A 24,424-nucleotide genomic window follows, 5' to 3' on the forward strand; every position below is an offset into this window, starting at 1 on the left:
TGCCGCGGCCGATCGGGCCTTCCCGTACGGCTCAGCCCTGTCCGCCGATCCCTGAGAAGCAGGCCATGTCGATCGACCTGAGCACTCCTCCCGTGCCGATCTCCTTCGAGGTGTACCCGCCGCGCTCCGACGCGGGCGTCGCCGCCCTTCACGAGACGATCCGCCACCTGGCGTCGGTCGACCCGCGGTTCATCTCGGTGACCTACGGAGCGGGCGGCTCCACCGGCGGTCGCTCCCTCGAGCTGCTGACCCACATCCTGCGCGAGACCCACGTCGAGCCCCTCGCCCACCTCACGTGCGTCGGGAACACCTACGCCGGCGCGAACGCGCTGATCCGCGAATTCCTGGATGCCGGGATCACGAGCTTCCTCGCACTCCGAGGCGATCCTCCGGCGGGCGTGTCAGAAGATGACGTCTTCCTCGGCGACCTCGACAGCGCGGCGCAGCTCGTGCAGCTCATCGACTGCGTGCAGGCGGAGCGTGAGCCCTACAGCGAAGCGCCCATCCCCGGCGTGCCGGGTGCCGTGCGGCTCGCGGAGCGCCCCCGCGTCGACATCGCCGTGGCGGCGTTCCCGAACGGTCACCCTCGGTCGAGGCATCCGTTCGAAGACATCGACGCGCTGCTCGCGAAGCAGGCGGCCGGTGCGACGCTCGCGATCACGCAGCTGTTCTTCCACGCCGACGACTACCTGGCGTTCGTGCAGCGATCGCGCGAGGCCGGTGTCACGATCCCGATCCTCCCCGGCATCATGCCGATCACCTCGCCCACTCGGCTGCGCCGCGTGCTGGAGCTGACGGGGGAGCAGCGGCCGGCGGACCTCGCCGTCGCGCTCGACCTCGAGCCGACCGTCGACGGACAGCGCGAGGTGGGCGTCGCGCACGCCGCGCGCCTGGCCCGCGAGGTCGTGGAGGGGGGCGCCCCCGGCGTCCACCTGTACGCGTTCAACAACCACGAGACGGTGCTCAACGTGCTGAGCGAAGCCGGCGTGCTCGCCTCCGCCGCGCGAATGCCCGACGCCGTCCGCTGACCCGGACGCCGCGATCCGTCGGATGACCGACGGGTCTCTTCGGCGACCCCGAAACCCCCCCACTCCGAGATGAACGAAGCGAAAGAGAGAGCACGATGACCGAACCTCGCAGCACCTTCCCCCACGGCACGATCCTGGGCTATCCCCGGATCGGGCGTCGCCGCGAACTCAAGCGCGCGGTCGAGGCGTACTGGGCCGGCGCCACCGACGCACCGACCCTGGAGCAGACGGCGGCCGGCCTGCGCCGCGCGACGCGCGAACGGCTCGCCGCGCTCGGCCTCGGCCGCGACGACTCGTCGATCCCCGAGTCGTTCTCGTTCTACGACCAGGTGCACGACGCGGCCGTGACCGTCGGGGCGCTGCCCGAGCGGTTCGCCGCGCTGCGCGACGCCGACGGTGCGATCGGGATCGACGCGTACTTCACCGCCGCACGCGGGGCGGGCGACGATGCTCCCCTCGAGATGACCAAGTGGTTCGACACGAACTACCACTTCCTCGTGCCCGAGATCGGCCCCGAGACGGTCTTCTCCCTGTCGAGCGACCGGTTCGCGCGCCAGGTGGCCGAGGCGAAGGCCGACGGCTTCACGGTGCGTCCGGTCGTGGTCGGCCCGGTGACGCTCCTCGCTCTGGCGAAGGCGGCGGTCCCCACGCCCACTCCACGCGCCGCTGGCGCGTCGCGCGGAGCCTCCGGGCGCGTGGGCCCAGCCGCGCCCCAGGGCTTCGATCCGCTCAGCCGCCTCGACGACCTGCTGCCGGTGTACGCCGAGCTGCTGTCCGCCCTTCGCGCCGCAGGCGCCGAGTGGGTGCAGCTGGACGAGCCCGCCCTGGTGAGCGAGAGCCTGCCCGCGGACGCTGCCGTGCTGGCGGATGCCGCGGCTCGCGCGTATGCCGCGCTGGGCGTCCGCGGCGACCGCCCGGCGATCCTCGTCGCGGCGGGGTACGCGCAGCTGTCGCCCCAGGCGTGGACGGCGCTGGCGGCGGCCCCGATCGAGGCCATCGCCATCGATCTCACCCGGGGCGCCGTGCCCGACGCGGTTCCGGGCCTCGACCGCAAGACCCTGGTGGGCGGCGTCGTCGACGGACGGAACGTCTGGCGCGGTGACCTCGACGCCGCGTGGGAGCGCCTGCAGGCGCTGAGCGCCGTGGGCGCGTCGGAGATCAGCGCGGGCACCTCGACCTCGCTCCAGCACGTGCCCCACGACGTCGCCGACGAGTCCGCGCTCGACCCGCGGCTGGCGTCGTGGCTCGCGTTCGCCGACCAGAAGGTCGCGCAGGTGGTGACGCTCGCCACCGGCCTGGTCGAGGGTCGCGAGGCCATCGCCGAGCCGCTGGCCGAGGCATCCGCCGCCCTCGCGGACCGTCGCAGCGCGCCCGGGGTGCGCGACGGCGCCGTGCGCGAGCGGGCCGCGGTGCTGGACGCCGGTGACTTCGAGCGCGGCGACTACGACGCCCGCGTCGCGGCGCAGGATGCAGAGCTCGCGCTGCCCGTGCTGCCCACCACCACGATCGGGTCGTTCCCGCAGACCGGCGACATCCGCCGGGCGCGGGCTCGTCACGGTCGCGGGGAGCTCGGTGCCGACGAGTACCAGCGGTTCCTGCGCGACGAGATCGCGCGCGTCGTGACGCTCCAGGAGGACATCGGCCTCGACGTCCTCGTGCACGGCGAGGCCGAGCGCAACGACATGGTGCAGTACTTCGCCGAGAACCTCGACGGCTTCGCGGTGACCGAGAACGGCTGGGTGCAGTCGTACGGCTCGCGTGCGACGCGGCCGTCGATCCTGTGGGGCGACGTGTCACGGCCGACGGCGATCACGGTCGCGTGGTCGACGTTCGCGCAGTCGCTCACCGACAAGCCCATGAAGGGCATGCTGACCGGGCCGGTGACGATCCTGGCGTGGTCGTTCGTCCGCGACGACCAGCCGCTCGGCGAGACGGCGAACCAGGTGGCGCTGGCGCTGCGCGATGAGATCGCCGACCTCGAGGGCGCGGGCATCCGCGTCATCCAGGTCGACGAGCCGGCGCTGCGGGAGCTCCTTCCCCTCAAGGCGGCGGACCAGCCCGCCTACCTCGAGTGGTCGGTCGGCTCGTTCCGCCTCGCGACCGCGGGGGCCGCGCCGGCGACGCAGGTGCACACCCACCTCTGCTACTCGGAGTTCGACGTGGTCATCGACGCGATCGCGGCCCTCGACGCCGACGTGACCTCGATCGAGGCCGCCCGCAGCCGCGGTGAAGTGATCGGCGACATCCGGGCGTCGGGCTTCGCGGCCGGGATCGGCCCTGGCGTCTACGACATCCACTCGCCGCGCGTGCCCTCGGTCGACGAGATCACCGACCTCCTGGACCGCACGGTCGGCGAGCTCTCCCTGCGGCGCGTCTGGGTCAACCCCGACTGCGGGCTCAAGACGCGGGGGTACGACGAGACGGTCGCCTCGCTTCGGAATCTCGTCGAGGCGACCGGACTCGTGCGGGAGCGTGTCGGCGTCAGCCTCTAGGCGCGCGGCTTCTTCCCGGATGCCTCGGCCGGCGCGGATGCGTCGGTCGAGGCATCCCCGGCGTCGGGGATGACCTCGGTGTCGTTCTCGTCTTCGATGACCACCGTGTCGGCGTCGATGACGAGGGTGTCGGCGGTGCCGTCGGCGTCGTCGTCCTCGGCATCGACGGACTCCGCGACCGCCACCGCCTCGTCGGGGCGGACCTGCAGCAGCTCGAGGATCCAGGTCACGACGAGCGCGACGATGAGCACGAGGAAGATGTCGCCGGCCGACAGCGGTCGCAGTGCGAACAGCCAGATGACCGCGAGGACGATGATGAGCGTGCGCACCAGGGTGCGGTAGCGGTAGAGCCAGGCGCCGAAGCGTCCCGTGCCGAACCCGTGACTCGCCAGCTGCCGTCGTGCCGACGCGTTGAGGCTCGCAACGGCCTGGCGTGAGCGCACGGCCGGCGTCCAACGGCCGGCGAACCAGCCCAGGATCGCGATGACGACGCCGAGCAGCACGGCGATGGACGCGGTCTGCTGCATCGCGCCGACGAGGCTCTGGTAGACGACGTCGAGCGCTGTGACCGAGAGACCGAGCTGTGCCGCCGTCTGTCCGATGACCGGGTAGCCGACGGCGAACGCGATCGCCAGGGCACCGCCGCCGAGCGCGAATCCGATGCCCGAGCCGAGCACCGCCGTGCTCCGGCGGCGCGCGATGAGGATGCCGAGCACGAAGAGCCCGATCGTGATGATCGGCAGCCACCAGCCCAGCGCCGTGGCGAGGGCGTACGTGGTGCGGATCGTCACGAGCGTGTCGCCGGTGCCGATGATGATGACCTTGTCGACGGCAGGGATCAGCTGCGCGATGCCGACGCCGCGATCGATGAGGTTCTGCTTGACGCGCTCGACGATCGCGCCGAGCTGGATGCCGAGGCCCTGGTCGTTCATCACCACGATGCCGCCGCCGTCGGACGTCGCCGCGGCGGTCAGGGCGCGGTGGGCGGCGCGGGTGGTCGCCGTCCATGTATCGGCGAAGGCGTCCGATTCGACGACGCGGGTGACGGTCTGCGTGAGGAGGTTCTGGAGTCCCTCCGCGGCCGGTGCCTGCAGCAGCTTGAGGGCCTGTGATGCGCGGGGCGGCAGCCCGAGCTGATCGATGCCGTCGAAGACGTTGGCCGTCAGCTCCTCGAAATCGACCTGGGCTTGCACGGCCTCGACGGTCTCGTCGATGATCATCTGCTGCACGGCGGGGTCGTCGGCGAGCGGAGCCAGCGTCTGCACGAACGCGGCCTCGTCGACGAGCTCCAGCCGCGCCCACGCGGTGACGATCGAGATCGGGACGAGGATCGACGCGATCACGATGCACAGCGCGGAGAAGAACGCGCGCCAGCCGCTGCCTGCCGGGCGATTCGCCGCCCTGCCGGTGGCCGGCGCGGGCGCGGCGCCCGCTCTGAGGAGGGCGTTCTCGGCCTCGAGCGCGTCCAGGCGGGCCTGGAGGTCGGGAACGTCTGGCGAGGGCGTGACGGCGGTCATTCCACCCTTATAGCGCGTCGCGCGTACTGCCCACCACCTCTGGCGTCGCGCGATTCGTGCGAAATGGCGTCAGACCGCGCGCAGCACCGCGACGACCTTGCCGAGCACGCTGGCGTCGTCGCCCAGGATCGGCTCGAACGCCGAGTTGCGGGGGAGGAGCCAGGTGTGGCCGTCGCGCTGGCGGAACGTCTTCACGGTCGCCTCGCCGTCGAGCATCGCGGCGACGATGTCGCCGTTGTCGGCGGTGGCCTGCGATCGCACCACGACCCAGTCGCCGTCGCAGATCGCGGCGTCGATCATCGACTCCCCGGAGACCTTGAGCATGAACAGGTCGCCCTTGCCGACGAGCTGGCGCGGGAGGGGGAAGATCTCCTCCACCTGCTGCTCGGCCGTGATGGGGACGCCCGCGGCGATGCGGCCGACCAGCGGCACGAGCGCGGCGTCGCCGACCGACGGAGCGGCGTCGGCGGGGCTCTCGGTGGCGGTCCCGGGCAGGTCGATGAGGACCTCCATGGCGCGGGTCTTGCCCGCGTCGCGCCGCAGGTAACCGCTCAGCTCGAGCTGGTTGAGCTGGTGCGTGACGCTCGACAGCGACTTGAGGCCGACCGCATCGCCGATCTCGCGCATGCTGGGCGGGTAGCCGTGGCGGGCGATCGAGCGCTGGATCACCTCGAGGATCGCGAGCTGCTTCTCGCTCAGGCTCTTGCGCCGGCGGGTCTGGGGCTTCTCTCGCCCGGCCGCGTCGCTCATCTTCCGGCTCCGTCCTGCGCTCGGCCGCCGAGCGCTGTTTCTTCGAATGTCGGAGGCCCGTGGTGGGGTTCTCGTATCGAAACCGTATCCGGATCCCAGGCGATGAGGTGGCAACCTCGCCGCGTGTCGCGTTCGAGAGATCGACGTCGGAATCCGGTATTGACATCGTACAGACTCGAAGATAGCTTCGGAAGAGAGGTTCGCATTCTTCACTCCCGGCCGAGTGGAGAATGCGAATCTCTCCCCATCAGGAGGAGACGAGCATGACCGCGATCGACTTCACGACGTCCATTCCGTCGCCGGCCCGCGCCGCCGGTGCCGCAGCCCAGCGCGCCACGCGTGCCGTGGCCGGGCGATCAACGCGTCTGCGGTTGACGGTGCGCGGTCGTCGTGTGCTCGCCGTGCTGGCCGCGCTTCCGGCCGTGATCGCCCTGAGCGTCGCGGTGCTCGGCGGCGGCGCGGCGCTCGCCTCGCGCGACTCGGGCGCTCCCGCCGGCTCGTTCACGACCGTCACCGTCGCGCCCGGCGAATCGCTGTGGACGATCGCCGAAGAGGTCGCCCCCGACCGCGACCCGCGCGACGTGGTCGACGAGCTCGTGCGGCTGAACGCCCTCGACACCGTCCTCGTCCAGGCGGGCCAGCGCCTCGCGATCCCCGCGGCGTACGACCACTGATCGCGCGGCGCGTCGCGCGACGTCACGCGGCGAGAGGGGCCCGATGGGCGGGCCTACCATGGGATGGGTGAGTGCACGTCTCGAAGATCTCCCCTTACGCGCCGACCTCCGGGGGCAGAAGCCCTACGGCGCCCCGCAGGCACCGCTTCCGGTCGCCCTGAACGTCAACGAGAACACGCATCCGGTTCCGGCCGAGGTCGCAGACGACATCCTCGACTCGATCGCACTCGCTCTGCGCGACGTCAACCGCTACCCCGACCGCGAGTTCACCGCCCTGCGCGAGGGCTTCGCCGACTATCTCGGTCACGGCCTCACCCGCGACCAGATCTGGGCCGCGAACGGCTCGAACGAGGTGCTGCAGCACATCCTGCAGGCCTTCGCGGGGCCGGGTCGCACCGCCTTCGGCTTCACTCCGACGTACTCGATGTACCCGCTGCTCACGCGCGGCACCGGCGCCGAATGGATCTCGGGCACCCGATCGGCCGACTTCACGATCGACGCCGAAGACGCGGCATCCCAGATCGCCGACGCCTCGCCCGACGTGGTCTTCCTCTGCTCGCCGAACAACCCGACCGGCACGCCCCTCGGTCTCGACGTCGTGGAGGCCGTGTACGAGGCCGCCGACGGGATCGTCATCGTCGACGAGGCGTACTTCGAGTTCGCCCCGCACGATGAGCGCTCCGCGCTGACGCTGCTGCCCGGGCGCGAACGACTCGTCGTCTCGCGCACCATGAGCAAGGCGTTCGCGTTCGCCGGTGCGCGCGTCGGCTACCTGGCCGCCGATCCCGCCCTCATCGACGCACTGCGGCTCGTGCGTCTGCCCTACCACCTCAGTGCGCTGACTCAGGCGGCGGCTTCCGCAGCGCTGCGTCATGCTCCGGTCATGCTGGGCATGGTCGACGAGATCGTCGCCCAGCGCGACCGCATCTCGGCCACGGTCGAGGCGCTCGGCTACACGCCCCACGAGTCCTGGACGAACTTCGTGCTGTTCGGCGGCGTGGCCGATCCGGCGGCCACCTGGCAGGCCCTGTACGACGAGGGCGTGCTCATCCGCGACGTCGGCATCCCGTCGCACCTGCGGGTCACCGCGGGCACCGCGGACGAGACCACCGCATTCCTCGACGCCCTCGCCTCGGTAGGATCGGCGGCATGAGCGCCGCACCACGTACCGCCTCGCTGCGCCGGGCGACGAGTGAGTCGACGGTCGAGCTGGAGCTCGATCTCGACGGCACCGGCCGCAGCCGCATCGACACCACGGTGCCGTTCTTCGACCACCTCCTGACCGCGTTCGCGAAGCACTCGCTCACCGACCTGACGGTGCGGGCGTCGGGTGACACCGACATCGACGCCCACCACACCGTCGAAGACATCTCGATCGTGCTCGGCCAGGCGATCCGCGAGGCCCTCGGCGACAAGTCGGGCATCTCGCGCTACGGCGACGCTCTGGTGCCGCTCGACGAGGCGCTCGCGCAGGCCGTGGTCGACATCAGCGGCCGCCCCTACCTGGTGCACACCGGCGAGCCGGCCGGCTTCGAGCACCACCTCATCGGCGGCCACTTCACCGGTTCGCTCGTGCGACACACCTTCGAGGCCGTCTCTTTCAACGCGGCACTGACCGTGCACGTCCGCGTGCTGTCGGGGCGCGACCCGCACCACATCGCCGAGGCGGAGTACAAGGCGTTCGCCCGCGCGTTCCGCCAGGCGAAGGCGCTGGACCCGCTCGTCGAGGGCATCCCGAGCACGAAGGGCGCCCTGTGACCGAAAGCGCTCCCGCCGAGCGGGAGAAGCCGCTCGTCGCCGTCCTCGACTACGGTTCGGGCAATGTCCACTCCGCGGTCAAGGCCTTGATCGCGGCGGGTGCCGACGCGCGGCTGACCTCCGATCGCGGTCTGATCATGGACGCCGACGGGCTCTTCGTGCCCGGTGTCGGCGCGTTCCGCGCGGTGGCCGAGGCGCTGCGCGCGAGCCGCGGCGACGAGCTCATCGAACGCCGGCTCGCCGGCGGCCGCCCGGTGCTCGGCGTGTGCGTCGGCATGCAGATCTTCTTCGAGCGCGGCGTGGAGCGCGGTGTCGACACCGAGGGCATGGGGGAGTGGCCGGGCGTCGTGACCGAGCTCGACGCCCCCGTGCTGCCCCACATGGGCTGGAACACCGTCGAGCCGGGCGAGGGCTCGCGCCTCTTCCGGGGCATCGAGCACGAGCGGTTCTACTTCGTCCACTCGTTCGGTGCGCAGAAGTGGCTGCTCGACGTCCAGCCGCCGTTCCCCGAGCCCGTCCTGACGTGGTGCGAGTACGGCACGCCGTTCCTCGCCGCGGTCGAGAACGGGCCGCTGTCGGCCACGCAGTTCCACCCGGAGAAGTCCGGGGATGCCGGCATCCGTCTTCTCACGAATTGGATCGACGGCCTCGGCGGGGCTACCCTCTGAGACCGTGCCGTCTGCGGGAGCGCGTGCTTCCGTGATCCGCCCCACAGCTTCCCCACGTCTGAGTCAGGATCCATGAACGATTTCGCGTCCACACCCAAGCTCGTCCTCCTGCCCGCCGTCGATGTCGCCGACGGCAAGGCCGTCCGCCTGACGCAGGGCGAGGCCGGCACCGAGACCAGCTACGGCGACCCCGTCGACGCAGCCCTCGACTTCGCGCGGCAGGGTGCCGAGTGGATCCACCTCGTCGACCTCGACGCCGCGTTCGGTCGTGGCAGCAACGCCGGCGTGCTCCGCAAGGTCATCAAGCAGGTCCGCGGCGTGCAGGTCGAGCTCTCGGGCGGCATCCGCGATGACCGCACGCTCGAGGCGGCACTCGAGAGCGGCGCGTCGCGCATCAACCTCGGCACCGCGGCGCTCGAGAACCCCGAGTGGGCCGCTGATGTCATCGGCCGCTACGGCGACGCGATCGCCGTGGGCCTGGACGTGCGCGGCACGACGCTCGCCGCGCGCGGCTGGACGCGCGAGGGCGGCGACCTGTGGACGGTGCTCGACCGCCTCGAAGCGGCCGGCTGCAGCCGCTACGTCGTCACCGACGTCACGAAGGACGGCACCCTCAAGGGCCCGAACCTCGATCTCCTGCGCGAGCTGACCACGCGCACCCCGAAGCCGATCGTCGCCTCGGGCGGCGTGTCGAGCCTCGACGACATCGCGGCACTGCGCGACCTCGTCCCGCTCGGCGTCGAGGGCGCGATCGTGGGCAAGGCGCTGTATGCCGGAGCCTTCACGCTCGCCGAGGCGCTGGATGTCGCCGGACACTGACCCCCACGGCCACCACGGCCACGCGCACGGCGGCGACTCCGCCGGCGTGCCGTGGGAGGGTCGCAGCTTCCAGGCGAACCCGCACTCCTCCGACGACGGCTCGGCCGATCCGGCGCTGCTCGCCGCGCTCACCGCGTTCCGCGCGGGAACGGGCGGTGAGCGTGAGGTCGTCGACGCCTACCGGGCGGCGCGCCTGCTGATCCCGCTCGTCGCCGAGAAGGGCGACCACGGCATCGGGGCGCACGGCCTCGAGGTCGACAAGACGCAGGAGCTCTCCATCGTCACGGTGGCCGCTCCCGACGGCCGTCGCGTGCTGCCCGTGTTCACGTCGGTCGATGCCATGAGGCGATGGGATGCCGCGGCCCGGCCGGTTCCGGCCGACGGCGTCCGCACCGCCCTGTCTGCTGCGGCCGACGACACCGACCTCATCGTGGTCGACCCGGCGTCCGAGACCGAGTTCGTCATCCGGCGTCCCGCCGTGTGGGCGATCGGCCAGGGGATCCCGTGGGAGCCGAGCTTCCTGTCGCCCGAAGTCGTGGCGGGGCTCCACGAGAGCATCGGCGGTGAGCTGTCCGTCATCGACCTCGCCGTCGAGCCCGGCGACCCCGATGCGCGACTGCGCGGCCCCGAGCTGGTGGTCCGCCTGCACCTGATGGACGGGCTCGAGAAGGCCGAGCTCGACGCGGTGCTCGCACGCCTCGCCAAGCGGTGGGCGGCCGACGACCGCATCGCCGTCCTGGTCGACTCCCTGACGGTCAAGCTCGTCCGCGCCTGACGGACGAGCCCTTGCGGCCCCCGGCCGGCCAGTGGATGATCGGCTCCGCGGAGGTGGCGGATGGAGCACGGGGCGAGCAGTGACTACGGGCGGGCGCTGCACACGGCGCACCGCCACGCGATGGCGTGGCTCGATTCGCTCGACGAGCGCCCGATCCGCCCTGAGCTCGATGCCGATGCGGTCCGCGATCGCTTCGCAGCCGAATTGCCCGATGAGCCCAGCGACGCGACCTCCGTCGTGGCGGAGCTCGTGGCTGCCGCGGAACCGGGTCTCATGGCGATGGGCTCTTCACGCTTCTACGGCCTTGTGACCGGTGGCACCTATCCGGCGGCACTCGCGGCGGACTGGCTCGTGTCGGCCTGGGACCAGAACACGGGGCCACGTCAGGTCGCCGGGGCGACGGCTGCCGTGGAGGAGACCGCCGGACGATGGCTCCTCGACGTCCTCGGGCTGCCGCCCGACAGCGGAGTCGGCTCCTCGACCGGCGCCACGGGCGCGAACCTGGCCTGTCTGATCGCCGCCCGCGACGCCCTCGTCCGCGAACGTGGGGGCGACCCCTCCGCCGGACTGCATGATCTGCCGCCCGTCCGCTTCTTCGCGGGCGACGCCGTACACACCTCGGTCGTCCTGGCGGGACGCATGTCGGGCCTCGGTGCTCCCCGAACAGTGGGCGCGGACGCGCAGGGCCGGATCGACGTCGACGGACTGGCGCGGGCGCTGCACGAGCACGGCGACGACCCCGCGATCGTCGCCCTGCAGGCGGGCGACGTGCACTCCGGCGCCTTCGACGACTTCGTCGCGGCCGTGGAAGTGGCGCATCTGGCGGGCGCGTGGGTGCACGTCGACGGTGCATTCGGACTATGGGCCGCCGCGAGCCCGCGATCGCGGCACCTGGTCGAGGGTGTCGCGCACGCGGATTCGTGGGCGACGGACGCCCACAAGACGCTCAACGTCCCCTACGACTGCGGGGTCGCGATCGTCCGCGACGAGGCGGCGATGACCGCGGCCCTCGGCGCGCACGCGGCCTATCTCCCCGAGACGGCCGGCGTCGCCGACCCCTACGACCACGTCACCGAGATGTCGCGCCGGGCGCGCGGGGTTCCGGTCTGGGCCGCGCTGCGGTCGCTCGGCCGTCAGGGAGTCGCCCAGCTGGTGGACGGGCTGACGGATGCTGCAACCGCCCTCGCGGCCGGATTCCGGGCGATTCCCGGGCTCGAGGTGCTCAACGACGTCGTGTTCACGCAGGTGTGCCTCGCCGCGAGGGATGATGCGTCGACCGCGGCGCTGGGGGAGTGGCTGCGCGCCGAGGGGACGGTGTGGGCCTCATCCTCGACCTGGCACGGACGCGCGGTGGTGCGGTTCTCGGTGAGCAACCACGGCACCGATGCGGAGGCGGTCCGCCGCACCGTCGACGCGGTCGCGCGCGGCGCGGCGGCTCTGGGGCTCGAGGACTGAGCCCCAGGAGCCGGGGAGTGTCACCGGGTCAGGTGACCGGGCCGGTCCACTTCTCGCCGGGGCCCCTGCCGATCGGGTCGGGGATGACCGAGGCCTCGCGGAAGGCGAGCTGCACCGAGCGCAGGCCGTCGCGGAGCGAGCGGGCGTGCATGTCGCTGATCTCGGGCGCGCCGGCGGTGATGAGCCCTGCGAGGGCGTTGATGAGCTTGCGGGCCTCGTCGAGGTCGGTCTGCGTCTCGGGGTCGTCGGCCAGCCCCACCTTGACGGCGGCGGCGCTCATCAGGTGAACCGCGGCTGTCGTGATGACCTCGACGGCCGACACATCGGCGATGTCGCGCGAGGCCGAGGCGGCCGCCCGCTCCTGCTCCTCCCAGCGCGCCTGGCGCTCAGCATCCACTGCCGTCGCGCTCGTCTGATCGCCGTCCTGGTCTCGAATCGTGTCCACGCCGTTCTCTCTGATAGACTGCTGCGGTCTCCGGTGCGTTCTGTACCGGATCGGAAAGTGGATCACATCCCACCCGCGCTTGCCGTTCCAGGCTACCGGGTCATGCACTCCGCCCCGACCGTTCTGCGGCCGGGGTAGCCGTCGGGGCGACCGGACGGGAACTCCATCACCGGAGAGGGTGCAGGAAGTCGGCGCTCGAAGCGTCTGACGGGTGGAGTGGATCTTCCTCCGCCCGCGATACGACTGCGTGTCGCGGTGGTCCAGCCCATATACCCAAGGAGTTCCGCATCAGCGATCCCCGCACCAACGACCGCATCCGGGTCCCCGAGGTCCGCCTCGTCGGTCCGAACGGAGAGCAGGTCGGCGTCGTCCGCATCGAGGTGGCGCTGCGCCTGGCCCAGGAGGCCGACCTCGATCTCGTCGAGGTGGCCCCCAACTCGAAGCCGCCCGTGGTCAAGATCATGGACTACGGCAAGTTCAAGTACGAGGCTGCGCAGAAGGCCAAGGAAGCGCGTCGCAATCAGGCGAACACCGTCCTCAAGGAGGTCCGGTTCCGTCTGAAGATCGAGGCCCACGACTACATCACCAAGCTCAAGCGCGCCGAGGGCTTCCTCCAGTCCGGCGACAAGGTCAAGGCGATGATCCTGTTCCGCGGTCGCGAGCAGTCGCGTCCCGAGCAGGGCGTGCGCCTGCTCCGCAAGTTCGCGGAGGACGTCGCCGAGTTCGGCACGGTCGAATCGAACCCCACGATCGACGGCCGCAACATGGTGATGGTGGTCGCACCGCACAAGAACAAGTCCGAGGTGAAGACCGAGCAGAACGCTCAGCGCGCCGCGAACAAGGAAGCTGCCCGCTCCGCCCGGAGCGGCGGCGCGACGACGGCCGACGCCGCCGAGGCGACCGAGGCCCCTGCGGCCGACGCGCCGGCCGCAGCCCCCGAGGCAGCGACGGCCGAGTAAGGCCCCACAGACTCCCGCACCGCGGGATACCGACTCCCGCCTGGGCGGGAAGTGAAACGAAGGAAGAAGAGATGCCGAAGCAGAAGACCCACTCGGGCGCCAAGAAGCGCTTCAAGGTCACCGGCAGCGGGAAGCTCATGAAGCAGCAGGCGAACCTTCGCCACAACTTCGAGGGCAAGCCCAGCCGCCGTACCCGCCGCCTGTCGCAGGAGCAGGTCCTCGCCCCGGGCGACGCCAAGGTCGCGAAGAAGCTCCTCGGCCGCTGACGCGCGCCGACGCAAGTTAGGAACATCAAGAAATGGCTAGAGTCAAGCGGGCCGTCAACGCCCACAAGAAGCGTCGCGTCATCCTCGAGCGTGCCTCGGGTTACCGTGGCCAGCGTTCGCGCCTGTACCGCAAGGCGAAGGAGCAGGTCACCCACTCGCTCGTCTACGCGTACCGCGACCGTCGCAAGCGCAAGGGCGACTTCCGCCGCCTGTGGATCCAGCGCATCAACGCCGCTGCCCGTCAGAACGGCATCACGTACAACCGCTTCATCCAGGGCCTCGGCCTCGCGGGTGTGCAGGTCGACCGTCGCATGCTCGCCGAGCTCGCGGTGAACGAGCCCAAGACGTTCGCGTCGCTCGTCCAGACCGCCAAGAAGGCGCTGCCCGAGAACGTCAACGCTCCCAAGAGCGCCTGAATCGGCATCCGTTGTCTCGAAAGGGGCGTCCTCCTCACGGAGGGCGCCCTTTTCGCATGTGCGGACGGCGGCAGACGGTGAGAAACGCATTCCGGGATGGGGATGCCGCGACTCTAGACTGAGAGCCGTGCTCGAGAACCCTCGCTCTCCGCGTGTCCGCGCCGTCGCGAAGCTGACGAAGCGCAGCGCCCGCCAGGAGACCGGCCTGTTCCTGCTGGAGGGTCCGCAGGCCGCCCGCGAGGCGCTGGCGTACCGGCCCGACACGCTCGTCGAGATCTTCGCCACGCCCACCGCGCTCGAGAAGCACACCGACGTGCGCGACGCCGCGAAGGACGCCGGACTCGAGGTCGTCTACACGACCGAGGCGGTGCTCGACGCGATGGCCGACACCGTGACCCCGCAGGGCATCGTCGCGGTCGCCCGTCAGTCGCCGACGTCCCTGCGCGACGTCTTCGCCGCCTCGCCGCGTCTCGTCGCGATCTGCGAGGAGGTGCGCGACCCCGGCAACCTCGGCACGATCATCCGCGCGGCCGACGCCGCCGGCGCGGACGCCGTCGTGCTCACCGGACGCACCGTCGATCCGTACAACCCCAAGGTCGTGCGCGCGACGACCGGGTCCCTGTTCCACGTGCCGGTCGCGGTCGGAGTCGATCTCGCGACGGCCGTGGCGAAGGCGCACGAGGCGGGCGTCCGCGTGATCGCCGCCGATGTCGGGGGAGGGGACTTCCTCGGGTCGCGCGACGTGCTCGCGGAGCCGACGGCGTGGCTCTTCGGCAACGAGGCCCGCGGCCTCGAGGAGGACGCGCTGGCGCTGGCAGACCTCTCGCTGCGGCTGCCGATCTACGGCGCGGCCGAATCGCTGAACCTGGCCACCGCGGCCAGCGTCTGCCTGTACGAGACCGCCTTCGCGCAGCGCGCGGCGCGCTGAGGGGCCCTGTTACAACACGGTTAAGACGCGGGCGAGCCTCTGGCATCGTGTCGGAGCGCGGTTCTAGGGTGTGGCTATGACGCCCGATGACAGTGCGCAGGCGCAACAGCCGGCCGCGCAGGCGAATCCGACGAGCAACATCTCGGTCCGCCGCGGTGATCCCCTCGTCCAGATCTCGAACGTTCAGAAGCACTACGGCGACTTCCAGGCGCTGAAAGACATCGACCTCACCGTCAGCCGCGGTGAGGTCGTCGTCGTGATCGGTCCCTCCGGCTCTGGCAAGTCGACCCTGTGCCGCACGATCAACCGCCTCGAGACGATCACGAGCGGCACGATCACGATCGACGGCAAGGAGCTCCCGAAGGAGGGCAAGGCCCTCGCAGGGCTGCGTGCCGACGTCGGCATGGTGTTCCAGTCGTTCAACCTGTTCTCGCATCTGACGATCCTCGAGAACGTCACCCTCGGGCCGATCAAGGTCAAGAAGATGAAGAAGGCGGACGCCGAGGCCGTCGCCAAGCAGCTGCTCGACCGCGTCGGGGTCGGGCACCAGGCGTCCAAGCTCCCGGCCCAGCTGTCGGGCGGTCAGCAGCAGCGCGTCGCCATCGCACGCGCCCTGGCGATGCAGCCCAAGGTGATGCTGTTCGACGAGCCCACCAGCGCGCTCGACCCGGAGATGATCAACGAGGTGCTCGACGTCATGGTCGGCCTCGCCCAGGACGGCATGACGATGATCGTCGTCACGCACGAGATGGGCTTCGCCCGCAAGGCGGCCGACCGCGTCGTCTTCATGGCCGACGGGCAGATCGTCGAGGAATCGACCCCCGAGCAGTTCTTCACGAACCCGCAGAGCTCGCGCGCGAAGGACTTCCTCTCGAAGCTGCTCACGCACTGAACCCCTCGCCGCAGCCGTCGGAAGGACGACACGAGCACACATCTCAGACTTCGAACCGCACGAACCCGACGTCGGAACATACGGAACCCGTGGAAACACATGCAACAGGAGGAACACATGCGCAAGACGAAGTTGATCGCGGGCGTCGGCCTGGCAGCCGCCGCCCTTCTCGCCCTCACCGCGTGCAACAGCGGCACGCCGGGGGCGGCCCCGTCGGAGTCGGCGGCGGGTGGTGACGAGGAGACCTCGTCGACGCCCTGGACCGTCGCCACCGACGTCACGATCGAGGGCAGCCCGACCTTCGACGCCATGACCGAGCGCGGGAGCGTCAAGGTCGGCGTCAAGGAGGACCAGCCCGGTCTCGGCTACCTCGACCCCACCACCGGTGAGCGGACCGGCTTCGACATCGACATCGCACGCTGGATCGCCGCCTCGCTCGGCTTCGACGAGGACCAGATCGAGTTCCAGGCGATCCCGTCGGCGAACCGCGAGCAGGCGATCGTGAACGGCGACATCGACTACTACGTCGGCACGTACTCGATCACCGACAAGCGCAAGGAGCAGATCTCCTTCGCCGGTCCGTACTTCGTGACCGGCCAGGGCCTGCTGGTCGCCGCCGACAACGACACCATCGACGGGCCTGAATCGCTCACGTCCGACATGGTGGTCTGCTCGGCGACGGGTTCCACCTCGATCCAGCGGATCAAGGACATGGGCACGGCGCAGACGAAGGAGTACGACACCTACTCCGCCTGTGTCGAAGACCTGAAGAACGGCCAGGTCGACGCGGTGACCACCGACGAGGCGATCCTCATCGGCTACGCCGCGCAGGACCCTGACAACCTCAAGGTCGTCGGCGACGTCTTCAGCGAGGAGCGCTACGGCGTGGGTCTCGCCAAGGGCGACACGGCGCTGCAGGAGTACATCAACACGATGTTCACCGACGGCGGCGACATCTGGCAGCAGATCTTCGACAACAACCTCGGCGCTTCGGGCGTCAAGGGCGAGCAGCCGGAGGTCGACCCGGTCAGCTGACCCGATCCGTGGCGGCGCCCTCGCGGCGCCGCCACGGCGGGTCGGTTGCCGCGGCGATGAACGAGGAAAGGCGGTGCGATGGGAGTCATCACAGACAACGGCGACCTGTGGAGCGAGGCGATCGTCGGCACACTGGTGCTGTTCTTCGGCGGCGGGTTGATCGCGCTCGTGCTCGGGTTCATCGTGGGCGCCATGCGCGTCTCGCCGGTGCCGATCGCGCGCGCCGTCGGCGGGGTGTACGTCAACTGGATCCGCAACACCCCGCTCACCCTCGTGATGTTCTTCTTCGCGTTCTGCCTGCCGATCATGCTGCAGCAGCGCGTGTCGCCGATCGTGCTGGCGACCGCCGCACTCGGCATCTACACGGCGACGTACGTCGCCGAGACGATCCGCTCGGGCGTGAACACCGTTCCGGTCGGGCAGGCCGAGGCGGCCCGTGCGCTCGGCCTCACGTTCGGCCAGGTGATGTCGCTGGTCGTGCTCCCGCAGGCGACCCGATCGGTGATCCCGCCGATGATGAGCGTGTTCATCGCCCTGCTCAAGAACACGACGGTCGCCGCCGGCTTCTCCGTCGTGAATCTCGGAACGGTGCGCTCGAACCTCAGCGAGCGCGGTGAGAACCAGCTGGTCGTGCTGCTGTGGGTGATGGTGATCTTCGTCGTGCTGGTGCTCCTGCTCGCCTGGCTCCAACGCATCCTCGAGCGCAAGTGGAGGATCGCACGATGAGCAGTTCCGTCCTCTACGACGTCCCCGGTCCCCGCGCGGTCGTCCGCAACCGCATCATCGGCGCGGTGACGATCCTCGTCGTGCTCGGCTTCATCGGCTGGGTGCTCTGGCGCTTCTACGAGACCGGCCAGTTCAGCCCCGAGAAGTGGGAGCTCTTCACCTACTCCTCGATCTGGATGCTGTTCCTCGAGGCGACGTGGAACACGCTGTCGGCGTTCGCCGTCGCCGCCGTCGGCGCCATCGCGCTCGGCTTCGTCCTGGCGCTCGGACGCATGTCCGACCACGCGTGGCTGAGGATCCCCGTGGGCTGGATCGTCGAGATCCTCCGGGCCATCCCCGTCCTGATCTTCATGATGCTGCTGTACTACGGCCTGCCCGTGGTCGGCATCAAGATGTCGCCGTACTGGGCCGTCGTCATCGCCCTGATCGCCTACAACGGCTCGGTGCTCGCCGAGGTGATCCGCGCCGGCGTCGAGTCGCTGCCCCGCGGGCAGAGCGAGGCCGGGTACGCGATCGGGCTGCGCAAGTCGGGAGTCATGCGGCTCGTGCTGCTCCCGCAGGCGGTCCGAGCGATGCTCCCGGTCATCATCTCGCAGCTCGTCGTCACCCTGAAGGACACCGCGCTCGGCTTCATCATCACCTTCCACGAGCTGCTGTACCTCGTGAAGCTGCTGGGCTCGCAGGCGCTGTACAACTCGCCGCTCATCCCGTCCGCCATCATCGGCGGGTCGATCTACGTGGCGCTGTGTCTGGCGCTCTCGTATGTGGCGTACCTCGTCGAGAAGCGCACGCGGCGCTCGCCGCGGGTGCCGCAGGTCGCTGCCGCCAACGCGCCGGCGGGCACCGACACCGAGCTCATCGTCGCGCAGCGCGTCAACGACGGATCCGACTACCGCACGGGCGGAGGCGCCTGAACCCGGACCGGTCCTGCCCCGAGCCGTCGGTAGACTCGTCTCTCGTGTCCGACGCTCCCGAAACCACCGAGATCTCGCCTGAGGCGGTGAACGCCGCCGTCGACGCCGCCCTCGAGGCCATCGCGGCCGCGGGCGACACCGCAGCGCTGAAGGCCGCGCGCTCCGCGCACTCCGCGGAGGGCTCGCCGCTGGCGAAGCTCAATGCGCGGCTGCGCGACGTGCCGAACGACAAGAAGGCCGAGTTCGGCAAGCTGGTCGGTCAGGCCCGCGGCCGCGTGAACCAGGCGTTCGCCGCCCGCGAGGAGGAGCTCGCCGCGGCCGAGACCGCCGCGAAGCTCGAGGCGGAGCGCGTCGACATCACCGCGCTCGCGGCTCGCGCGCGCGTGGGGGCGCGGCATCCGATCTCTCTCCTGCAGGAGCAGATCGCCGACATCTTCGTCGGCATGGGATGGGAGATCGCCGAGGGGCCCGAGCTCGAGCACGAGTGGTTCAACTTCGACGCGCTGAACTTCGACGTCGACCACCCCGCCCGCCAGATGCAGGACACGTTCTTCGTCGACCCGGTGGAGCGTCACCTCGTCATGCGCACGCACACGAGCCCGGTCCAGGTGCGCTCGATGCTCGAGCGCGACCTGCCGCTGTACGTCCTGTGCCCCGGGCGCGTGTACCGCACCGACGAGTTCGACGCGACGCACCTGCCCGTCTTCACCCAGTTCGAGGGCATCGTCGTCGACAAGGGCATCACGATGGCGCACCTCAAGGGCACGCTCGACCACGCCGCCAAGGTGCTGTTCGGCGCCGAGGCGAAGACGCGCTTCCGCGCGAACTTCTTCCCCTTCACCGAGCCGTCGGCCGAGCTCGACCTGTGGCACCCCACCTTCAAGGGCGGCGCCCGATGGATCGAGTGGGGCGGCTGCGGCATGATCAACCCGAACGTGCTGCGCGCGGCGGGGATCGACCCGGAGGAGTACTCGGGCTTCGCATTCGGCATGGGCATCGAGCGGACGCTGATGTTCCGCAGCGACGTCCAGGACATGCGCGACATGGCCGAGGGCGATGTCCGCTTCAGCGAGCAGTTCGGAATGGTGGTCTGATGCGCGTCCCGCTCTCATGGCTTCGTGAGTACGTCGACGTCCCCGCGGATGCCGCGCCCGAGGACGTCCTCGCGGCGCTCGTGCGCGTCGGGTTCGAAGAGGAGGACGTCCACCGCTTCGAGCTGCAGGGTCCGATCGTCGTGGGCGAGGTCCTCGAGTTCGTCGAGGAGCCGCAGTCCAACGGCAAGACGATCCGCTGGTGCCAGGTGCGCGTCGCGCCCGACGGCGAGACCGCGGCGGACGGCGGCGACGCGGTGCACGGCATCGTGTGCGGCGCCCGCAACTTCTTCGTCGGCGACAAGGTCGTGGTGACGCTTCCCGGCGCGGTGCTCCCCGGCCCGTTCCCGATCGCCGCGCGCAAGACCTACGGCCATGTGTCGGACGGCATGATCGCCTCGGCCCGTGAACTGGGGCTCGGCGACGAGCACAACGGCATCCTCCGGCTCGTCGAACTCGGCATCGACGCGCCTGTCGGCACCGACGCGATCTCGCTGCTCGGCCTCGACGACGTCGCCGTCGAGATCAACGTGACGCCCGACCGCGGCTATGCGCTGTCGATCCGCGGTGTCGCGCGCGAGTACTCGCACTCGACCGGCGCCGCGTTCCGCGACCCGGCTGAGCGCACGTGGGAAGACATCGCGCCGGGCGCGGGCTTCCCCGTGAGCGCCGACGACCTCGCCCCCATCCGCGGCCGCGCGGGCGTGACAGAGTTCGTGGCCCGTGTCGTGCGCGACGTCGATCCCACGAAGCCGACCCCCGCGTGGATGATCTCGCGCCTGTCGCTCGCGGGCATCCGCTCGCTCGGCATCCTGATCGACATCACCAACTACGTGATGCTCGAGCTCGGCCAGCCGATCCACGGCTACGACCTCGACAAGCTGCAGGGCGGCATCACCGTGCGGCGGGCAACTCCGGGCGAGAAGCTCGAGACGCTCGACGGCAAGGTCCGCACGCTCGATGTCGAAGACCTCCTCATCACCGACGACTCTGGCCCGATCGGCCTGGCCGGCGTCATGGGCGGCGGCACGACCGAGATGGGCGACGCGACGCGCAACGTGCTCATCGAGGCCGCGACGTTCGACACCGTGTCGATCGCGCGCACGGCCCGTCGGCACAAGCTGCCGAGCGAGGCATCCCGCCGCTTTGAGCGCGGCGTCGACCCGCTCGTGCCCTTCGTCGCCGCACGTCGCGTGGCCGACCTCATGGTCGAGTACGCCGGCGGCACCAGCGACGACGCGTACGGCGCCGCCCTCTTCGCCGAGGTGTTCATCCCCGGCATCGAGCTGCCGCCGACGTTCGTGCAGCGCCTCATCGGCGTCGACTACACGCCGGGCCAGATCGAGGCCGCACTGCGGCTCATCGGCTGCGAGGTCGTCGGCGCCGAGGGCAGCGAAGGATGGCAGGTCATCCCGCCATCGTGGCGCCCCGACCTCACCGACAAGTGGACGCTCGCCGAGGAGGTCGCCCGCATCGAGGGCTATGACCGCATCCCGTCGGTGCTGCCGCTGCCGCCGTCGGGCCGCGGTCTCACCGCCGCGCAGCAGGGCCGCCGTCGCGTGGCGAACGCGCTCGCCGCTGCGGGCTTCGTCGAGACGCCGTCGTTCGGGTTCACCACCGAGGACCAGAACGACCTCCACGGCTCCGCCTCGGGGCAGCACCTCCCGAGCGTGAAGCTCGCGAACCCGCTCGACGGGCAGGCCCCGTTCCTGCGCCGCTCGCTCGTGCCCGGCCTCCTGCAGGTCGCGCACCGCAACGTGTCGCGCGGCTTCACCGACCTGTCGCTCTTCGAGACCGGCGTCGTCTTCCTCCCGAAGGCCGGCGTGCCATATGGAACGACGTTCGTGCCGCCGCTGGCAGTGCGACCGGATGCCGCGACCCTTGCCGAGCTCGACGCCTCGATCCCGCCGCAGCACCGGCACGTCGCCGTGCTGCTCACGGGCAGCCTCGTCGCGAAGCAGCCCGGCATCGCGCCGGTGACCGCGGACCTCGCCGACGCGCTCGATGCCGTCCGCACGATCGCGGCCGCCGCGGGCGTCACGATCGATGTCGCTCAGGGGCAGCGCGCCGCGCTGCACCCGGGCCGCACCGGTGTGCTCTCCGTCGACGGCACCGAGGTCGGCTACGTCGGCGAGCTGCTGCCGGCCGTGGCCGAGGCATCCGATCTTCCGGGTCGCGTCATCGTCGCGGAGCTCGATCTCGACCTGGTTCTCTCGCTCGCGGGGGACAAGGTCGTCGCGGCCTCGCTGTCGGGCTTCCCGGCCGCGACGCAGGACGTGTCGCTGGTGCTCGGGGCCGACGTGCCGGCCGCAGAGGTGCGCGGAGCGCTCGTCTCGGGCGCCGGCGATCTTCTCGAGTCGGTGCGCCTGGTCGACGACTATCGCGGGCAGGGCGTGCCCGAGGGCGAGAAGAGCCTCACCTTCGCGCTCCGATTCCGCGCCCCCGACCGCACGCTCACGGCCGCCGAGGCGACCGAGGCCAAGCTCGCGGGGGTGGCCGTCGCGACCGAGCGGTTCGGGGCGACGCTGCGCGAGTAGCATCCGTATCGGAGGTGCCCAGATGCCCGAGATGATCACGGTGCCGCTCGCCGACGGCGAGGTCATCGACGTCTACGTCGCCCGCCCCGCGGGCGACCCGATCGGCGGGCTCGTGCTCATCCACGAGATCTGGGGCCTGGTCGGCCACATCACCGACGTGGCCGACCGGTTCGCCGCCGAAGGGTGGCTGGTCGCCGCGCCGGACATCCTGACCCATGGCGGCGTGGCCCCCGCGCTCGGCGAGGAGCTCTTCGCGCTGGTGAACAGCGACGACGAGGAGGCGCGCACCGCGGCGCAGCCGCGGATGCGCGAGGCGTTGTCGGGCATGCGCGCGCCCGAGTACGCAGCCTGGGCGGTCGCCGCGCTCCGCGCCGTGGTCGACTGGCTCGCCGAGCAGCCCGGGGTCGACGATCGGATCGCCGCGACCGGCTTCTGCTTCGGCGGGACGTACGCGTTCCTGCTCGCCGCGCACGACGACCGCGTGCGCGCCGTCGCGCCGTTCTACGGCACGGCGCCGTCGGCCGACCGCATCGCCGGCATCTCCGCACCGGTGCTGGCGATCTACGGGCAGCACGACCCCGCGCTCATCGACGCGCTTCCTGCCGTGACCGAGTCGATGGCGGAGGCCGGTGTCGAGTTCGCCGCAGTCGTGTACCCCGACTCGGCGCACGCGTTCTTCAACGACACCGGCCGCCGGTACAACCCGGCCGACGCGGCCGACGCCTGGGAGCGTGTGACGGCCTTCCTCCGCAACCGCGTCTGACGCTCCGTCGGGGGCCGGACCCGCGCCCCGGTGCGCCCGGCAGCCGAACCTAGCGCCGTCCCATCGCCTGGTCGATGGCGTCGCGAAGCCGGGGGAGCGCGTCGCGCACGCCCTCGCCGTCGATGTCGCCGAAGCCGATCACGAGCGACGGCGGCAGATCACCGCGGTTGCGCGCGAACGATCCGAGTCCCACCACGCGCACCCCGCGCGCCGCGGCCGCTGCCACCACCGCAGACTCGTCCGCACCGACCGGCAGTTCGAGCACGCCGTGGAATCCGGCGGACACCCCGGTGAGCACGAGGTCCCGGCCCAGGCGGGCGAGCGCGTCGAGGACGGTCTCGCGCCGGGCCGCGTACACGGCGCGCATCGCCCTCACGTGCTTGTCGTGGCGTCCTGAGTCGAGCAGGGCTGCGAACGCGAGCTCGCCGAGCACCGGACCGCCCCGATCCGCGACGCGTCGGCGTGCGGCGAGAACGTCGATCAGCGCGCTCGGCGCGGCGATCCAGGCCGTGCGCACCGCGGGGGCGTGGCTCTTGCTGGCCGATCCGACGAGGACGACCCGCGCGGGGGCGAGACCCTGCAGCGCGCCGATCGGCTGCCGGTCGTACCGGAACTCCGAGTCGTAGTCGTCCTCGATGATCCATCCGCCGGTCCGCGCCGCCCACGCGATGAGCTCCCGGCGGCGCGACGCCGACAGCACGACGCCCGTCGGCGACTGGTGCGCGGGCGTGACGAGCACGGCCTGGGCCTGCGCCTGGTCGAGGAGCTCGACCCGGAGGCCGTCGGCATCGACGGGGATGGGCGCCAGGGCGACCCCCGCCGCCTGCGCCACGACGTCGATCGCACGGTCGCCGGGGTCTTCCACCGCGAGGACGCGGACCCCGCGCTCGGCGAGTGCCGGCAGGAGCAGGGTGAGCGCCTGAGCGAAGCCCAGGCAGAGCACGACGCGGTCGGGATCGGTGTCGGCCGCGCGCACCCTGCGCAGGTGATCCGCCACGGCCGCGCGTGCCCGGGGGCGACCCCGCCCGTCGCCGTAGTCGACGTCCGCGGCCCCGATGCTCCGCGTCGCCTCGGCGTACGCCCACGCCCAGTCGCCGGCGGGGAAGCGACGCAGGTCGGGGACTCCCGGCCGAAGATCCAGACGCGGGGACGCGGCGGCGCGGGCCGGCTTGGCCGAGCCGGCGGACGGCGTCGCTCCGGAGGCGACGCGGGTGCGGCCGCCCGGCTGCGCGACGAGGTATCCCTCGGCGGCGAGCTGCTCGTAGACGTGGACCACGGTTCCCCGGGCGACGCCCAGCTCGACCGCCAGCTCGCGCGTCGGCGGGAGGATGTCGCCGGGCCGGAGCACGCCACCGCGGACCGCGTCGCGCAGCGCGGCCTGCATCCGCACCCCGAGACGCGCGCCGGGCCGGATGGCGAGGGCGAGCACCAGATCCGAAGTGGTCCATTTCTGTGCCACGAAATCGGACCATATCACTGGTCCGCTGCCGCCGTACGCTCCTCGTGTCGGAGCTTC

General features: G+C 71.1%; 24 protein-coding genes. 20 read left to right on the forward strand and 4 right to left on the reverse strand.

Annotated features, from left to right (window positions below; genetic code table 11):
• Positions 1-65: 65 nt before the first annotated feature.
• Together ACFVSU_RS19560 and metE are read left to right on the forward strand one after the other, a co-directional pair.
• Positions 66-1,028, forward strand: a complete 963-nt coding sequence (locus ACFVSU_RS19560) for a methylenetetrahydrofolate reductase (protein WP_387146858.1) — start codon at positions 66-68, stop codon at positions 1,026-1,028.
• Between the two features lie 95 nt (positions 1,029-1,123).
• Entirely contained in the window at positions 1,124-3,520 is a 2,397-nt protein-coding gene (gene metE / locus ACFVSU_RS19565) for a 5-methyltetrahydropteroyltriglutamate--homocysteine S-methyltransferase (protein ID WP_387146861.1), read from the forward strand.
• On the opposite strand, the gene ACFVSU_RS19570 is transcribed toward metE, so the two are convergent.
• Positions 3,517-5,037, reverse strand: coding sequence for a hypothetical protein (locus ACFVSU_RS19570; RefSeq protein ID WP_387146864.1), 1,521 nt, complete (start codon positions 5,035-5,037; stop codon positions 3,517-3,519). The genes metE and ACFVSU_RS19570 overlap by 4 nt on opposite strands.
• Positions 5,038-5,106: 69 nt before the next feature.
• A complete protein-coding gene (gene lexA / locus ACFVSU_RS19575; RefSeq protein ID WP_387146866.1) occupies positions 5,107-5,787 on the reverse strand; it encodes a transcriptional repressor LexA in 681 nt (226 codons plus the stop codon).
• 263 nt (positions 5,788-6,050) lie between these two features.
• Here lexA and ACFVSU_RS19580 point away from each other — a divergent pair, with 263 nt between their 5' ends.
• The 7 genes from ACFVSU_RS19580 (at position 6,051) to ACFVSU_RS19610 (ending at position 11,936) form a co-directional block, all read left to right on the forward strand.
• Positions 6,051-6,461 carry a LysM peptidoglycan-binding domain-containing protein gene (locus ACFVSU_RS19580; protein ID WP_387146869.1) on the forward strand — a complete coding sequence of 137 codons (411 nt, stop codon included), beginning with the start codon at positions 6,051-6,053 and terminating at the stop codon, positions 6,459-6,461.
• A gap of 58 nt (positions 6,462-6,519) precedes the next feature.
• Positions 6,520-7,614: a histidinol-phosphate transaminase gene (locus tag ACFVSU_RS19585; RefSeq protein ID WP_387147008.1), complete on the forward strand. Its 1,095-nt coding sequence runs from the start codon at positions 6,520-6,522 to the stop codon at positions 7,612-7,614.
• A complete protein-coding gene (hisB, locus tag ACFVSU_RS19590; protein ID WP_387146872.1) occupies positions 7,611-8,219 on the forward strand; it encodes an imidazoleglycerol-phosphate dehydratase HisB in 609 nt (202 codons plus the stop codon). The genes ACFVSU_RS19585 and hisB overlap by 4 nt, the downstream gene beginning before the upstream one ends.
• Positions 8,216-8,887 (forward strand): imidazole glycerol phosphate synthase subunit HisH, encoded by a 672-nt coding sequence (gene hisH / locus ACFVSU_RS19595; RefSeq protein ID WP_387146875.1) that lies wholly within the window; start codon positions 8,216-8,218, stop codon positions 8,885-8,887. Before hisB ends, hisH begins: the two co-directional genes overlap by 4 nt.
• Before the next feature lie 72 nt (positions 8,888-8,959).
• Positions 8,960-9,706 carry a bifunctional 1-(5-phosphoribosyl)-5-((5-phosphoribosylamino)methylideneamino)imidazole-4-carboxamide isomerase/phosphoribosylanthranilate isomerase PriA gene (priA, locus tag ACFVSU_RS19600; protein ID WP_045297251.1) on the forward strand — a complete coding sequence of 249 codons (747 nt, stop codon included), beginning with the start codon at positions 8,960-8,962 and terminating at the stop codon, positions 9,704-9,706.
• Positions 9,690-10,481, forward strand: a complete 792-nt coding sequence (locus ACFVSU_RS19605; RefSeq protein WP_387146879.1) for an SseB family protein — start codon at positions 9,690-9,692, stop codon at positions 10,479-10,481. Before priA ends, ACFVSU_RS19605 begins: the two co-directional genes overlap by 17 nt.
• A 60-nt stretch (positions 10,482-10,541) precedes the next feature.
• Positions 10,542-11,936: a pyridoxal phosphate-dependent decarboxylase family protein gene (locus tag ACFVSU_RS19610; protein ID WP_387146882.1), complete on the forward strand. Its 1,395-nt coding sequence runs from the start codon at positions 10,542-10,544 to the stop codon at positions 11,934-11,936.
• A gap of 28 nt (positions 11,937-11,964) precedes the next feature.
• Here the strand turns inward: ACFVSU_RS19610 and ACFVSU_RS19615 are convergent, their stop codons facing one another.
• Positions 11,965-12,381 carry a DUF1844 domain-containing protein gene (locus tag ACFVSU_RS19615; protein WP_387146885.1) on the reverse strand — a complete coding sequence of 139 codons (417 nt, stop codon included), beginning with the start codon at positions 12,379-12,381 and terminating at the stop codon, positions 11,965-11,967.
• Between the two features lie 269 nt (positions 12,382-12,650).
• Between ACFVSU_RS19615 and infC the strand changes: the two genes are divergently transcribed.
• From infC to ACFVSU_RS19670, 11 genes are all read left to right on the forward strand, one after another.
• Positions 12,651-13,340, forward strand: coding sequence for a translation initiation factor IF-3 (gene infC, locus ACFVSU_RS19620; RefSeq protein ID WP_310290083.1), 690 nt, complete (start codon positions 12,651-12,653; stop codon positions 13,338-13,340).
• Positions 13,341-13,411: 71 nt separating this feature from the next.
• A complete protein-coding gene (gene rpmI, locus ACFVSU_RS19625) occupies positions 13,412-13,606 on the forward strand; it encodes a 50S ribosomal protein L35 (RefSeq protein ID WP_045297246.1) in 195 nt (64 codons plus the stop codon).
• A gap of 32 nt (positions 13,607-13,638) precedes the next feature.
• A complete protein-coding gene (gene rplT / locus ACFVSU_RS19630; protein ID WP_045297244.1) occupies positions 13,639-14,022 on the forward strand; it encodes a 50S ribosomal protein L20 in 384 nt (127 codons plus the stop codon).
• Between the two features lie 127 nt (positions 14,023-14,149).
• The gene (locus tag ACFVSU_RS19635; protein WP_387146890.1) at positions 14,150-14,950 is read left to right on the forward strand and encodes a TrmH family RNA methyltransferase; all 801 of its coding nucleotides are present in this window, start codon (positions 14,150-14,152) and stop codon (positions 14,948-14,950) included.
• Positions 14,951-15,026: 76 nt separating this feature from the next.
• Positions 15,027-15,842, forward strand: a complete 816-nt coding sequence (locus ACFVSU_RS19640) for an amino acid ABC transporter ATP-binding protein (protein ID WP_387146893.1) — start codon at positions 15,027-15,029, stop codon at positions 15,840-15,842.
• 117 nt (positions 15,843-15,959) lie between these two features.
• On the forward strand, positions 15,960-16,877 hold the full coding sequence (locus ACFVSU_RS19645) for a glutamate ABC transporter substrate-binding protein (protein WP_387146896.1): 918 nt from the start codon (positions 15,960-15,962) through the stop codon (positions 16,875-16,877).
• 78 nt (positions 16,878-16,955) lie between these two features.
• Complete coding sequence (locus tag ACFVSU_RS19650; protein ID WP_387146899.1) at positions 16,956-17,603, forward strand: amino acid ABC transporter permease; 648 nt, start codon at positions 16,956-16,958, stop codon at positions 17,601-17,603.
• On the forward strand, positions 17,600-18,517 hold the full coding sequence (locus tag ACFVSU_RS19655) for an amino acid ABC transporter permease (protein ID WP_387146903.1): 918 nt from the start codon (positions 17,600-17,602) through the stop codon (positions 18,515-18,517). The genes ACFVSU_RS19650 and ACFVSU_RS19655 overlap by 4 nt, the downstream gene beginning before the upstream one ends.
• A gap of 44 nt (positions 18,518-18,561) precedes the next feature.
• Entirely contained in the window at positions 18,562-19,611 is a 1,050-nt protein-coding gene (gene pheS / locus ACFVSU_RS19660) for a phenylalanine--tRNA ligase subunit alpha (RefSeq protein WP_387146905.1), read from the forward strand.
• A complete protein-coding gene (pheT, locus tag ACFVSU_RS19665; RefSeq protein WP_387146908.1) occupies positions 19,611-22,145 on the forward strand; it encodes a phenylalanine--tRNA ligase subunit beta in 2,535 nt (844 codons plus the stop codon). The genes pheS and pheT overlap by 1 nt, the downstream gene beginning before the upstream one ends.
• A 22-nt stretch (positions 22,146-22,167) precedes the next feature.
• Positions 22,168-22,908: a dienelactone hydrolase family protein gene (locus ACFVSU_RS19670; protein ID WP_387146911.1), complete on the forward strand. Its 741-nt coding sequence runs from the start codon at positions 22,168-22,170 to the stop codon at positions 22,906-22,908.
• A gap of 49 nt (positions 22,909-22,957) precedes the next feature.
• Here ACFVSU_RS19670 and ACFVSU_RS19675 read toward each other — a convergent pair whose 3' ends face one another.
• Positions 22,958-24,367: a PLP-dependent aminotransferase family protein gene (locus ACFVSU_RS19675; protein ID WP_387146914.1), complete on the reverse strand. Its 1,410-nt coding sequence runs from the start codon at positions 24,365-24,367 to the stop codon at positions 22,958-22,960.
• Between the last annotated feature and the right edge of the window lie 57 nt (positions 24,368-24,424).

Source organism: Microbacterium sp. NPDC058062, from assembly GCF_042885375.1.
GTDB lineage: Bacteria > Actinomycetota > Actinomycetes > Actinomycetales > Microbacteriaceae > Microbacterium > Microbacterium trichothecenolyticum_C.